Annotated in this window: 13 protein-coding genes; 4 read left to right on the top strand and 9 right to left on the bottom strand. The window is 47.9% G+C overall.

All coding sequences use genetic code 11. From position 1 onward, the window contains the following. Positions 1-3: 3 nt before the first annotated feature. The 4 genes from NSQ22_RS01255 to ytaF form a co-directional block, all read right to left on the bottom strand. Positions 4-825, bottom strand: a complete 822-nt coding sequence (locus NSQ22_RS01255) for an undecaprenyl-diphosphate phosphatase (protein ID WP_008881487.1) — start codon at positions 823-825, stop codon at positions 4-6. 212 nt (positions 826-1,037) lie between these two features. Beyond that, entirely contained in the window at positions 1,038-1,967 is a 930-nt protein-coding gene (locus tag NSQ22_RS01250) for an ROK family protein (protein ID WP_060475529.1), read from the bottom strand. Positions 1,968-2,497: 530 nt separating this feature from the next. Further along, on the bottom strand, positions 2,498-3,493 hold the full coding sequence (locus tag NSQ22_RS01245) for a sporulation protein (protein WP_081157209.1): 996 nt from the start codon (positions 3,491-3,493) through the stop codon (positions 2,498-2,500). 66 nt (positions 3,494-3,559) lie between these two features. Continuing rightward, positions 3,560-4,195, bottom strand: coding sequence for a sporulation membrane protein YtaF (ytaF, locus tag NSQ22_RS01240; protein ID WP_008881490.1), 636 nt, complete (start codon positions 4,193-4,195; stop codon positions 3,560-3,562). A 666-nt stretch (positions 4,196-4,861) separates the two neighbouring features. On the opposite strand from ytaF, the gene NSQ22_RS01235 reads away from it, so the two are divergent. Continuing rightward, positions 4,862-6,841 carry an LTA synthase family protein gene (locus NSQ22_RS01235; protein ID WP_081157210.1) on the top strand — a complete coding sequence of 660 codons (1,980 nt, stop codon included), beginning with the start codon at positions 4,862-4,864 and terminating at the stop codon, positions 6,839-6,841. Between the two features lie 17 nt (positions 6,842-6,858). Here the strand turns inward: NSQ22_RS01235 and NSQ22_RS01230 are convergent, their stop codons facing one another. The 5 genes from NSQ22_RS01230 to NSQ22_RS01210 all read right to left on the bottom strand — a co-directional run bounded on the left by NSQ22_RS01230 (position 6,859) and on the right by NSQ22_RS01210 (position 10,254). After that, the gene (locus tag NSQ22_RS01230) at positions 6,859-8,187 is read right to left on the bottom strand and encodes a S8 family peptidase (RefSeq protein WP_008881492.1); all 1,329 of its coding nucleotides are present in this window, start codon (positions 8,185-8,187) and stop codon (positions 6,859-6,861) included. A 124-nt stretch (positions 8,188-8,311) separates the two neighbouring features. Next, positions 8,312-9,043 carry an N-acetylmuramoyl-L-alanine amidase gene (locus tag NSQ22_RS01225; RefSeq protein WP_081157211.1) on the bottom strand — a complete coding sequence of 244 codons (732 nt, stop codon included), beginning with the start codon at positions 9,041-9,043 and terminating at the stop codon, positions 8,312-8,314. 375 nt (positions 9,044-9,418) lie between these two features. Next, positions 9,419-9,640 carry a DUF5957 family protein gene (locus NSQ22_RS01220; protein WP_011886658.1) on the bottom strand — a complete coding sequence of 74 codons (222 nt, stop codon included), beginning with the start codon at positions 9,638-9,640 and terminating at the stop codon, positions 9,419-9,421. After that, entirely contained in the window at positions 9,637-10,047 is a 411-nt protein-coding gene (locus NSQ22_RS01215; RefSeq protein ID WP_008881495.1) for a DUF6220 domain-containing protein, read from the bottom strand. Before NSQ22_RS01215 ends, NSQ22_RS01220 begins: the two co-directional genes overlap by 4 nt. Before the next feature lie 18 nt (positions 10,048-10,065). Next, positions 10,066-10,254, bottom strand: coding sequence for a hypothetical protein (locus NSQ22_RS01210; RefSeq protein ID WP_008881496.1), 189 nt, complete (start codon positions 10,252-10,254; stop codon positions 10,066-10,068). Between the two features lie 243 nt (positions 10,255-10,497). On the opposite strand from NSQ22_RS01210, the gene NSQ22_RS01205 reads away from it, so the two are divergent. From NSQ22_RS01205 to NSQ22_RS01195, 3 genes are all read left to right on the top strand, one after another. Then, positions 10,498-11,184: a response regulator transcription factor gene (locus tag NSQ22_RS01205; RefSeq protein WP_081157212.1), complete on the top strand. Its 687-nt coding sequence runs from the start codon at positions 10,498-10,500 to the stop codon at positions 11,182-11,184. Next, positions 11,181-12,512 carry an ATP-binding protein gene (locus NSQ22_RS01200; RefSeq protein WP_081157213.1) on the top strand — a complete coding sequence of 444 codons (1,332 nt, stop codon included), beginning with the start codon at positions 11,181-11,183 and terminating at the stop codon, positions 12,510-12,512. Before NSQ22_RS01205 ends, NSQ22_RS01200 begins: the two co-directional genes overlap by 4 nt. 64 nt (positions 12,513-12,576) lie before the next feature. Further along, positions 12,577-13,041 carry a DinB family protein gene (locus NSQ22_RS01195; RefSeq protein WP_081157214.1) on the top strand — a complete coding sequence of 155 codons (465 nt, stop codon included), beginning with the start codon at positions 12,577-12,579 and terminating at the stop codon, positions 13,039-13,041. The last annotated feature ends 42 nt before the right edge of the window (positions 13,042-13,083 follow it).

Raw genomic sequence — 13,083 nt, 5'->3', positions numbered from 1 at the left:
GACTTAAAAGTATAAGAAGTAGATGATAAAAGCAAGCGCGATCCGATACACCGCAAACGGCACGAGGCGGATGCGGTTAATCAGATGCAGGAAAAAGCGGATCGCGAGCAAAGCAAAGACAAAGGCGCTCAAAAAACCAGCGATAAAAAACGGGATATCGGCCACGGTGACGTATTGCCAGTTTTTCAAGAGCGACAGTCCGCTCGCTCCAGCCATAATCGGAACAGCCATAATGAACGTGAAATCAGCCGCAGCGCGATGGCTCATGCCGACAAGCACACCACCAGCGATTGTCGATCCGGAGCGGGAAAATCCCGGCCATAACGATAAACATTGCACTAAGCCGACAAGAAACGCCTGCTTATATGTAATTTGGTCGACCGTCTGCGCCCGTGCTGCTTTTTTCGCGAATCGGTCGGCAACGATCATCAATAGCGCACCAAGCACAAGGCCGATGAGCACCGTCTTCGTTGAAAATAAATGTTCATCAATATAGTCTTCAAACAACACGCCAAGCACCCCAGCTGGGAGAAGGCCGATGATAACATGAAGAAGCGTCAGCCGCGGCTTCCCGCCCGGATGGCGGCCGCGAATACCAAGCAAGTCTAAAAATCGATCTTTGAACACAACCACAGCAGCTAAAATCGAGCCGAGCTGGATAACGACTTTAAACGTATTGGCAGCGTATTTGCCTAAAAACTCGGTTGATTTCAGCCAAAGATCATCGACAATAATCATATGGCCGGTCGAGGAAACAGGAGCAAATTCCGTTAATCCCTCCACCATTCCTAAAATGACGGCCTTCAATAACTCCATCCAATCCATCCGTGTCCATCCTTTCTGCGCGGGATCGTCCTTTTCTATACATATGGGCCAAGCGGCAAAATAGCACCCCGCTTTCGGCCGCGCCTGCTCTATTGTACTATAAATCATTCATTTCTACTACCCACGCGTTGTTCGGATGGACGCTTTGCTTGTACAAATAACGGCGCGGATCGGATGAATCCAATGGGGCTGCCCCATCAGTGGGATGCCGATCAGCCGGATGCTTCCCCTAACTCTCCGCGACGCTCTAAGTAATGATACAAGGCACCGAGCAAGTTTGCATCGTTTTTAAACTGGCACGTCGCCACAACCGGTTGAACTTTCGCGATCGGCACGAGCGACAACAGCACCGAAAGCCGCTTGTTAATTTCGTCAACAAAATCCGGACGGTTGCTAATGGCTCCGCCTAAAATGATTTTTTCCGGGTCGTATGCATACTGCAAGTTAAAAATGCCGTGGGCTAGCGAGAAGTAAAACCGGTCGATCGCACTTTGCGCGGCTTCATCACCGCTCTCGGCCAACGCAAATACTTTTTCTCCGTCCAGTTCACTCTGCGGTATTCCCTTTTCCTCAGCAGTCATCCGGATCAGCGCACTTGTCGCCGCCAGTTCACTCCATGTTTTGCATTCAACCGTTCCGTTTTTATAGCGAACATCCATCAACATATAGCCAAATTCCCCACCGTGCAGGTGCACTCCTTTATGAATGTGTCCGTCTTTCACAATCGCCCCGCCGATACCGGTGCCGACAATGACAAACGCAATATCACGGCAGCCCCGACCCGCTCCTTTCCATAACTCACCGAGCGCTGCGCAGTTTGCGTCGTTTTCCAGTTCTACCGGCAGGCCCGTCGCCCCGCCAAATACTTCTTTAAAGTTTGGGCCGTGAATGCACGGTAAGGCGCTGCTTCCGCCGATGATGCCGCTGTCGCTATCAACGCTGCCCGCGGAACTGATCGCGATGCCGGAAAGCTCATAATTCGCTTGAGCTTGACGAACGATATGAAGTAAGTCATCTCGAAATTGATGAAAGTCATGACGCTCCGACCGATAACGCCCTTTCTGTAAAAAATCGCCATGCTCGTTCATGACAGCATGCTTCACATACGTACCACCGATATCAAAAACGATATAGTAACGCATCGATGACGCCTCCTTCATTTTTACCTTTCCTCTTCTCGAGCGCCATGCGGCTTAACTGTTTTCCTTCTTTTATGTATTCTATGTATTCGCCGTCGAGTCATCTGCTCCTCTCTGCCGCAAGGAAGAAGCTACCTCGTTTGGAGAGAACATCTCCCTTCCGTTACATTGACAGCACTGTTTGCTCGTTGCAGACATTCTTTATGAAAAAGCTGAACGAGATCACACGCCAGAGGCAACTGCTTTCCTCATTGTAGTGGAACACTTTTTCATGTGTGTCAACAGCTTTTAACCAGGCGAGAGATGAAGAATACCACGCACAACAATATTTATTTTTATAACCACCAACGTTTTCCAAAAATGAAACAGCCTGAGTCCTTATGAATACAGAACTCAGGCTGTTTAAATATGTTTTTATTCCTGTTTACAAGGGGGCCACTTCAAAGCGAGACACCTTTTGGCGATAAGGCTACAACAAATCCGATCTTTCACATCACTGATAGACCGTATAATTTCTACCTTTTGGGATAATGTTACAACCAATCCCCACCGTCAAATCCGTCGCCGCCATCAAACCAGTCACCCACGTCTAATCCGTCAGCGACATCATCCATCACATCCTCCACCACATCATCAAGCAACTCTTCCGCGATCATTCCCGCCAACATTCCAGCCGCAAACCCGCCAACGGCTCCCGTCCATCCGTGTCGACCATGGTGCGAATGATGAGCAGATGGATAATGACTAGCGGAATGACGATACATCGGTGAAGACGGTGTGGCCAACGGTTGTCCACCAAACGTACTGAACGCTCCAGCTGCCTGTACCGTTTCCTCCACGGTCTCTCGAATCAGACGCGCTGCCGCACTAGAATCGCGGAGCTGTTCGATCGGGATGAACAGTTCTCGCTTCATTTCGCGCTCCTTACCAAAGCCGTGACGGACATCCACTTCCATATGTAAACGCACGCCTTCTTCCTCGACAAGGGCAAAAAATTCGACTTCTTGGACGAGCCCATGAAATTCACCTGTCGGGAAGAACGAAAATTCTTGCCCATACGGTGTAATGCGCCCAGACGTCGGCTTTTCCCGGAAACCAAGCTCTGCAAAAGCGGCAAAGATTTGTTCGAGCACTGTAGGAGGCAAGATCTCGATAGTATCCCGGTCATACGCATCCGCGCCACCTGCAATATCGAGCCGGGTGACGAACGTATAACGAACCATCGAGCGACTGATCGGTAAGTGCAGCGGCAATTGATACGAAAATGGCAGCGTCTTCCGTTCCCCAGGCTGAATCGTGAACGAAGAAGCGACCGGAATAATCGCTACCGTGCGGCGGTATGACTTGCCTTGGACATGTACTTCCAATTCAAGCGCCACTTCTAGTTTGCGGATTTGCTGTGCCACTGTTCCCCCTTCTAACCAAAATTCTCCTTCCAATATCTTCCCAAGCCGAACATGGGAATGGTGCAGGACGAGATCGACTTTTGCAGCACCAATGCCGAATTTAGATAATAATTTTTTCCACAACGGACCTCTCTCCTTTTTGATGATGTATGCTTCATTCACCATTACGAATGAGCCGCACCAAAGGTGTCAACGAAACAATTTGATTAATCCAAGTACAATCAGCATGATGCCGGGTAATATCGTCGCTTTTTTCATCATTTTCGTTTCCGCCATCATGCAACCTAACATAAGCCCAAGCCGAATGAACAATGGATTAAACAATCCGACTAACAAAGCAAATGGTAAAGATGGAAAATTCAAGAGAGACGCGCTAATCCCAGCACCAAGAGCATCCATTGACAACGCAAGACCAAGCCATACAGCCTCTTTTCGACTAATTGAACCGGAACGGTCAAGATCGCCAAATTCAGGTTTTGTTAATACTTGGAGGGCGCTATGGGCCGCGTTTCCTTGCCCCATATCTTCCCATTCTGTCGCCACCGCCTCCTTCTGTCTTGTTTTATATACATTGTAGATGGCCCATCCCCCGAGGATGATGAGAATAAAGGATGCAAGCCCCCGTTCTACTCCCCATGGCAAAAAGATCGCCAGCAGCCGACCGATATTCATCGATATCAATATCATAACTACCGACATACACGCAATGAGTGTCAACGAAGGCAGAGGGAAACGTACTTTTCTCATTCCGTAGGACATTCCTACGCTCAAACTGTCTATGCTTACACTAAAAGCCAATAAAATCATCGATATCCATAACCACATTTTTATCCCCCCTGCCGCACTATATGCTTTCCCGGACAGAAAGGGTACTTTTTCACCATTCGACATACATCGATTTCCGGGGAAATATTTCTTGTCTTCTCGACACATTTTTGTAATAAGCGCCGCGCATTGTGTCACCTGCGACTTCCTTCCGCTAGCTGTTGAACACTCCCCCATCTACAGTCGATGTGGAAAAACACCGATTGATCCCCCTACTTACCTATGACAATGGGTGGGGGTATCGGTTCAGGATGATCAATCTGATCCCGCTTAAACTGATTAAAACCACAACAATTTTTATCATAACATCCTCTTTGTCTAATAAAATGGGTAAAGGGCATGGACACTGACATCGGAATATTTTTGAACAAACATTGAAACCTTTTCGTCTTCCATTCGTCTATATGTATGGTATATAAATGGAAGTCCAACACTATACGGGGAGCAGACAACAGGAAAGGAGGCATACGGCAGTCCTAAAAAAACATTCCATTGACTTTTGGCAATGGAAGTATTATGCTACTTGACATGGAGACGTTCCGATGTAAAATGATGTAATAGCGCAAATTGCGTTGCACGGTGCAGTAGCTGTTTATATAAAATTGTAGAAATAAATTGTTTAAGAATATGAGACAATGGATATGAGACAAAGGAGGAGAAGAGAACGTGAAAACGATTGGGGAAAAGTTGCTAAATAAGTACCGTTCTCTCCCTAACCAAGGTATAGGTTTTTTTATTTTTGCGGTGCTCTTATTTTGGCTGAAGACGTATGTCACTTATTTAGCGGAGTTTAACCTTGGCATTAGTAACTCCATGCAGGAGTTTTTGCTATTTATCAATCCGCTCAGCTCAGCGGTGTTTTTCCTTGGTTTAGCATTCTTAGCCAAAGAAACACGCTTTTATCGATGGCTTATTATTATTAATTTCATTCTATCGTTCATCTTATACGCCAATATCGTCTATTATCGCTTTTTCAGCGATTTTATTACATTACCGACGTTGACACAAACGAAAAACTTCGGTGATCTGGGCGGAAGTATTTTGGAGTTGCTCAGATGGTATGATGTGTTTTATTTCTTGGACACGGCCATTTTAGCGGTCATCATTTTTTCGAAACGGTTCTCGCTCCCGCAAGTGCGGGCCGGTCGTCTCAAAAAAGGTGTCATTTTTTCCTCAGCCATTTTAATGTTCAGCGTCAACTTGGCGCTTGCTGAGGCCGATCGTCCGCAACTGCTGACAAGAACGTTTGACCGCAATTATATCGTCAAATATTTAGGTGTATACAACTACTTGATTTACGATGCGATCCAAAGCATGAAATCATCGACACAGCGGGCGTTTGCGAACAAAAGTGACATTACGACGGTGCTGAACCATGTGCAAGCGACGTACGCTGAGCCGAATCCGAAATATTTCGGTGTGGCAAAAGGGAAAAACGTCATTTACATCCATCTGGAATCACTGCAAAACTTTGTCATTAACTACAAACTGCACGGGGAAGAGGTCACCCCGTTCCTAAACTCGCTCACCCGCGATCCGAATACGTTCTATTTTGATAACTTTTTCCACCAAACAGGACAAGGGAAAACATCGGACGCGGAGTTTATGTTAGAAAACTCGCTGTACGGCCTGCCGCAGGGCGCTGTCTTTACGACAAAAGGACAAAATACGTATCATGCGGCTCCGGCCATTTTGCGCCAATACGGCTATACAAGCGCTGTCTTTCACGGCAACTACAAATCATTCTGGAACCGTGATGAAATTTACAAATCGTTCGGGTTTGATCATTTCTTTGACGCCAGCTACTACAGCATGAAAGACGAAGACGTCTTGAACTATGGATTGAAAGACAAACCATTCTTCCGGGAGTCGATTCCGCTGTTAGAAACGTTGAAAGAGCCGTTCTACGCGAAATTTATTACACTGTCGAACCACTTCCCATATCCGATTGGCGAGGAAGAAGCAACGATTGCGCCAGCGACGACGGGAGATGGCTCGGTCGACCGTTATTTCCAAACGGCTCGTTACTTGGATGAGTCTCTCAAAGAGTTCTTTGATTACTTGAAAGAATCCGGTCTGTACGACCGTTCGGTCATCATTTTATACGGCGACCATTACGGCATTTCGGAAAACCATAACAAAGCGATGTCGCAAATTCTAGGCAAGGAAATTACGCCGTATGAGCACGCTCAGTTACAACGAGTCCCACTGTTCATTCATGTGCCAGGCGTCAAAGGTGGCACGATTCACGAGTTCGGTGGGCAAATCGACTTGTTGCCGACGCTGTTGCACTTGCTCGGCATCGATACGAAAAACTATGTCCACTTCGGAACGGATTTGTTGTCGCCAGACCATCAAGAAATGGTTCCGTTCCGCAACGGCGACTTTGTCACGCCGACAGTCACATCAGTCAACGGTAAATACTATGATACAAAAACGGGTGAACCGCTTGAAGAGACGCCAGAAATTCAACGTCTCGAACAAATCGCCCGTACGAAGCTCGATTTATCGGATAAAGTCGTTTACGGCGATTTACTCCGGTTCTATACCCCGAAAGGCTTCGAGCCGATCGACCCGTCGAAATACGACTATAACAACCGCGGAGGCTACAACAACCGCGAAAGCAAAGAGGGAAGCGCTCAATAAGCGCCTCCCTCTTTTTTCTAACGCTTCAGTAACTGTTCGATGGCCCGCTTCGCATTCACGTAACCCGCCCCATATACGTTCGGGTCGCGTTCTTTCCATAAATCGGCACTGTCCCTTAACGCCTGCTTGATCTCGTCCGGCGTTGCATCTGGTTTGGCCTGAAGCATTAAAGCAACAATGCCAGCACAAATCGGCGTCGCCATCGATGTGCCGGACATCGACATATAATAGTCACCAACCCGGCTTTGCTTATTCATCTTGTCAAGAAACGAACGTGGGGCACGAAGCGATATAATGTTGACCCCGGGAACGACCAGATCCGGTTTTGTCACACCATATCTTGTCGGCCCCCGGCTCGAAAAAGGCGCTACAGCATCATCGGTGCGTGTTGACGCTGTATCACGGTCATCAAGGGCACCGACAGTAATGATGCGGTCGCTAATGCCTGGGCTGGCAATCGTCCCATAATTCGGCCCCTCATTTCCCGCTGCCGCACAGACAACAATGCCATTTTCCCATGCCCGCTCAGCGACTTGTACAAGTGGATCGTCATTTTCAGCCGGGAACGGCTGTGGTTCCCCACCAAGCGATAAAGAAATAATATGAATTGGATTGGCCGGGTTTTTCTTGTTGTAGTCGATGCACCATTCAATACCGCGCATAATGGTTTCTAGCGTACCCATCCCTGAGCGATTGAGCACTTTGACGCCAACGAGGTTCGCCTCATACGCTGGCCCGGCGTATAGCCCGTCCGACATGCGTCCGTTTCCGGCCGCATCGCCAGCGCAGTGAGTTCCATGTCCGTTATCATCATACGGTGCCGTTTTTCCATTCACCAAGTCGACAAACGCCGTAATCCGCCCCTCTAAATCCGGATGAGGGTCAATGCCTGTGTCGACAATCGCAATCGTCACTCCTTTGCCGCTCAGCTCTGTTTCATTGACAGTGACGTGTTTCGCATTGGCCGATGGCACCGCGTTGTTTAATACCGCCTTGATCGTGCGGTTGAGATACACTTTTTTCACTTTTGGATTCTCCAGCAACTGCTCAAGTGCTGCCGGTGTCACTGTCGCGCTCCATATCGGGACATGACGGAAATGGTGATGCGTTTTCATGCGAAAATGATTCCGTTCCGCCTCGGTGAGCGCTTCAATCCCTTCATCGTCATCAACCTCGATCAGAACAGAAACAGTCCGCCACTTCCGCAGCCAGCGCTCGATCCAACGGTGGAAAATGCATGGCATGCGTGTCATCGGTTTGTACATGTTGACAAGCGTATGGCGGAGAGGGTGATCAAGCCGCCCCGCATGACGGCGGGCTAACTGCACAATCGAATAGCCAAACACTGCCCTTCCCCCTTCCTTCGTTGATTGCTATACTCATATGATGAATGGACAAAGAAGGAAGCGGCATTTCCACTAGAACCGACGAAAAAACGCTTGCCTCATTAAAACTAGGCAAGCGTTCCCATCATTCCTCTACTTGCTCAAGCACAATCCGTTTCGCTCTTCCTAAATAATGCTCCACTTGGCGCAACACGTTGTCTGGTTCAACAAAAGCACCGACTTGCTTCCCATCCACGATGACACGCGTCAAACGGCCGGTGCTCGGCGTGCCTTTGTCTGGATCTCTAGGAGGATTGTTCGGAGTGCTTGCTTTCTTCTTCAATCCAAGTGCCCGTTCCAACCCGTTGACATGACCGCGGGCAATCATCCGCAAAAAATTAGGGTCGGTCAATTGTTTTGCGTCTTCCTTATGATCGATAAACCCGTTTTCCGTCAACACCGCCGACATTTTCGTTTCCCTTAGCACATGAAAATTTGCTTTCTTTTTGCCGCGGTCGCGGAATTGAGTCGCTCGGACAATTTCTTCATGCAGCACATCGCGAATGCGGGCCGTTTGGGAACTTTCCGACAGCCCATGGTAAATGTAGTCTTCAAATCCTGTGCCACCGCCCGCATTCACGTGAATTGACACATATAGATCGGCTCCCCAACTATTGGCCCGCCTCGTCCGTTCAGCAAGCGATACCGTTTCATCTTTCGTTCGGCTCAGCTGCACCGAGACTCCTTCGTACTCGTTTTGCAAAATGCGGCTTATCTCCAAGGCGATGGACAGCGTGATATCCTTCTCACGCAATCCGTTGCCGACCGCGCCCGTATCATTGCCCCCATGCCCTGGATCAAGAAAAATCTTCGGCATCTCCCTTCCCCTTTCCGTCATTTGGGAGTTTGTTACTATTAGAATTTGTTACTATTAGAATAAGCATGTCATTCCAAAATGCCATAGATACTTCCCCAGGGCAACAAAATAAGGCGCAACCGTTTTCTGCGGTTGCGCCTTATGCTCCGTACCGAACTGGTGACTCAGAAAGTTTGATTTCATTCCTTCAAGCGACTTAACTATTTTCTCCTATCCTACTTCCAAGCGACCTGTTGATTTATATCTTCAGGAGATGCTCCCAGGTAAAGCTTTCAATCAATCCCCCTGAAAACTTCATATTTGGTTGCAAATCCATTTGTAAAGAGGAAAATAAGAAAGAAAAGACTCCACAAATACAGCTACCACATTTTTCAGCTAAATGTTATCGCTCCTTCTGTTTGATTTGTAGTGTAACACGATCCATGTAGTAACCGCTACAAAAACAGCCAGATAAATCGGCATATATTTCAGCCATTTCAGCCAAGGGGACGGACCAAGGAAGAACCACGTTGCTACGGCGATCATTTCCGATAGAACGATTCCGCCAAGCAACCCAGCAAACAAAGCAGTGAAGAGAGCCAAAAGCAGCTTCTTCATTTCTCTTTTCCTCCTTGTTCCGTAGACAAATGCCATGTTCCTGACTGTCGGGCCACATTCCAAGACATGAAAAACAGCCCCAAGGCAATCACAGGATGAAGCATACCGACGATTTTCAAATTAGCGGTGAAATATTGGATAAAAATTAGTCCTATTAATCCTGCGCTCTGCCAGCACAACTTCTTTGGAAGCCGCCCCGCAAACGCAACGATCAGCATCAGAATGGGCACCATTTCAAAGAAATGCACAAAAACAATATGATTCTTCCAATATATAGGATTGTTGAAGATGGCCATCCCCGCCCAAAACGTCTGAACCACCACACTGACAACCAACCCCCACGCAAGGATGGCAAACATCCATCGTGAAAGGTACATCATTTTATTGCGATGTCTTTCCTTGCTCATGGTCTTCCTCCCGCTTCGCTATTCTTTCCATTTACGTCGAAACATCGTAAGCGCGATGACTGCACAAACTACCGGCAACAAGAGAATGAGAGAGCCGAATGATACACCAAACCATTGGTAGCTAACATCGATGACCACAATCGATACGATCAATCCCCCAACCAATCCCCCAAGCAAAACCAACAGGTTCAAAAGGATTTGTTTCATGTTCATCCTCCTTTCTTCATCAAAAGGATTTTTCATGTTCATCGTCCTAAGCAGCCCGAAACATTGGTCTGTCCAATGACCTAATTTGGTCCCTGTCGTTACATCTTCATGCTACGGTCACATTTTACCTAGACAATGTTGCAAACTAATGACGAACTTTTGCAGGTTTAGTGACATTTTCCTAAATCTGTCCATATGGGGCTATAATGAAAAGAGAACAGAACAAACAAGGGGGAACAAGATATGCCTCACACGTTATTATTAGTGGATGATGAAGAAAGAGTCCTTGAATTTATGGAGCCCTTTTTGCGACAGGAAGGATTTGAAATTGTCACAGCCAAAACGGGAAAGGAAGCGCTGCAAAAAGCAAAAGAAACCAATCCATCCCTTGTGGTGCTTGATTGGATGCTTCCTGAAATGAGCGGGGTTGATGTGTGCCGCGAACTTCGTAAGACGAGCCATGTTGGAATCATCATGGTCACAGCAAAGACAGAGGAAACTGACAAAATCATTGGCCTAGAGGTGGGAGCTGATGATTACATCACCAAACCTTTTTCCCTGAGGGAACTGGCAGCCCGCATTCGCTCCGTATTGCGGCGAATCGAAGGGCAAGACAATCAGGAGGAACTGATGAAACGCGGCGACTTGACCATTTCTGAAGCGCAATGCCGCGTATGGAAACGAGGAAGCGAAATCTCCTTAACGCCGACCGAATTTAAGCTGCTGCTCACTCTAGCGGCAAAGCCAGGTGTCGTATATAGCCGGCTGCAGCTGTTGCAAAGCATTTTTGAAGATGACCTTTTCAACGATGAACGAACTGTCGATGCTCATATCAGCCGGCTTCGTAAAAAGATTGAAGATGATCCGTCCCGTCCAGTCTATATCCAAACTGTCTATGGATTCGGCTATCGGTTCGGTGAGCAGATATGAGCATCAGGCGTAAGCTGTTTTTTACAATGGCCGTCTTTATTATCGGCATGGGAATCATGTTTTCCCTCATCACCAAGGTGGTCGTCATCAATATACTGGACGTGATGCTAAAGGTTGATCGAAGTCACGAAACGAACGAACTGGCAACTGCTTTTGCTCATTATTACGAAACGCACCATCGCTCTTGGAACGGCATCCAACACATCCGCCTCAACACGGATATCATGAAAAAACATGAACAAGCTGGGGTGGTTCTTCTATCTCCCGAGGGCAAGCAGCTATATACAACGGGGGAAGTTCCAGTGTCATGGATGATTGGTCTAGGTATCTCTACCAAGGTGCAAGCAGATGGAAAAACTGTAGCGTTTTTGCACTACTACGACCATGAAGTCGGCAATATGGCCAAAGTGCGGAAGGGAATCACAAGTTCAGTCGCCACTTTATCCTTGCTCAGCGCTGCCGCGTTAGTGCTTATTTCCCTCTTCGTCGCCCATTGGCTGTCGAAACGGTTCACAGCACCGCTCGAGCTTCTCCTGCCTGCGATTGACCGTCTCGGAAAAGGGGAATTCGGCATTCAGGCACCGGTGATCACGAAAGATGAATACGGCAAAGTCGCCCAAACGTTCAACGAGATGTCCAAACAGTTGCAGCAAGCGGAGGAAGTTCGCCGACGCTTGATGGCCGATGTCGCCCATGAACTGCGAACCCCCCTAACGATCTTGCGCGGAAAGCTTGATTGGTTTCAGCAACAACGCCGCCCCATCGAGCCGGAGAAATTGCTGCCGCTACAAGATGAGCTCATTCGGTTGACTCGTCTCGTAGAAGATTTGCATCAACTGTCACTCGCCGAAGCTGGCAAATTGCCGCTTGAACGGAAACCAACAGATATGGAAAGTCTTTTGCAACAACTCATCGAGCGGGTAGCTCCCAGCGCGGAAGAAAAAAACATCCGCATCCATCTAGCTTGTTCGACAAACTACACAACGATCTCCGTCGATCCGCATCGCATTACCCAAGTATTCCTGAACTTGTTGGTCAATGCGATCCGCTATACTCCTGAAGGCGGCACGGTGAACGTGGTGATTGACGAAGAACCTTCCATGCTGCAAATTGCCGTTACAGATACGGGCATCGGCATTGCACCGGAGCATTTGCCTTTTCTGTTCCATCGATTTTATCGCACGGATGAAGCCAGAACACGGAACCGCGGAGGAACGGGACTGGGGCTGGCTATCGCTAACGAATTCGTATCAGCTCATGGCGGAACCATCGACGTCCATAGCACTCCTGGCCAAGGGACTACCTTTCTAGTCAAGCTTCCTCGCTGACGATAAAGAGGACGTTTATGGTAGAATGGAAAACAGGAATCCATAACCAAAAGGAGGAATCGCTATGCCCCGCGCACAACAATGGGTGCAATATTTCCTTTCCCACCGTCATGTCACGATGGAGCTGATCAACAAAATCGATGAGGCACATTACGACTTCAAACCGACGCCGACGTCGATGACAGCGAAGCAGCTAGCGACTCATATGGTGTTCAGCTTTTACAACTTTGCCAACGTCGCCAAACACGGGGATCCAGCGCTGTTCCAGCCAAAAATGGAGGATCCAGAGACGGATTTGGCCAAGCTGGCGGAAACGTATACAGAAAAAACGAAACAGTTGCTAGAATCAATGAGTGATGAGGAATTCAATCGCACAATCGATTTAACTGCCATCTTCGGAGTTCAAATGTCAGCAAAGCAGCTTTTGCAGATGGCGATGGACCATGAAATCCATCATAAAGGGCAGCTGTTCGTCTACGTGCGCGAGATGGGACATACAGACTTGCCGCTGTTTGTAAAGCGCGGCTAACCTTCTTCACCTCCTCTTACGAAAAAAACCGGCTAGCAGAGT

The sequence above is a fragment of the Geobacillus sp. FSL K6-3411 genome (assembly GCF_037965715.1).
Taxonomy (GTDB): Bacteria; Bacillota; Bacilli; order Bacillales; family Anoxybacillaceae; genus Geobacillus; species Geobacillus thermodenitrificans.
Note: the sequence above shows the minus strand (reverse complement) of the source record. Positions and strands in the feature narration are given on the sequence as shown.

Coding starts and splice junctions, on each gene's coding strand:
- NSQ22_RS01255 (WP_008881487.1), bottom strand. CDS start 825: ATGGATTGGATGGAGTTATTGAAGGCCGTCATTTTAGGAATGGTGGAG.
- NSQ22_RS01250 (WP_060475529.1), bottom strand. CDS start 1,967: ATGCGTTACTATATCGTTTTTGATATCGGTGGTACGTATGTGAAGCAT.
- ytaF (WP_008881490.1), bottom strand. CDS start 4,195: ATGTGGTTATGGATATCGATGATTTTATTGGCTTTTAGTGTAAGCATA.
- NSQ22_RS01225 (WP_081157211.1), bottom strand. CDS start 9,043: ATGCCGAAGATTTTTCTTGATCCAGGGCATGGGGGCAATGATACGGGC.
- NSQ22_RS01220 (WP_011886658.1), bottom strand. CDS start 9,640: ATGAAGAAGCTGCTTTTGGCTCTCTTCACTGCTTTGTTTGCTGGGTTG.
- NSQ22_RS01215 (WP_008881495.1), bottom strand. CDS start 10,047: ATGAGCAAGGAAAGACATCGCAATAAAATGATGTACCTTTCACGATGG.
- NSQ22_RS01210 (WP_008881496.1), bottom strand. CDS start 10,254: ATGAAACAAATCCTTTTGAACCTGTTGGTTTTGCTTGGGGGATTGGTT.
- NSQ22_RS01205 (WP_081157212.1), top strand. CDS start 10,498: ATGCCTCACACGTTATTATTAGTGGATGATGAAGAAAGAGTCCTTGAA.
- NSQ22_RS01200 (WP_081157213.1), top strand. CDS start 11,181: ATGAGCATCAGGCGTAAGCTGTTTTTTACAATGGCCGTCTTTATTATC.
- NSQ22_RS01195 (WP_081157214.1), top strand. CDS start 12,577: ATGCCCCGCGCACAACAATGGGTGCAATATTTCCTTTCCCACCGTCAT.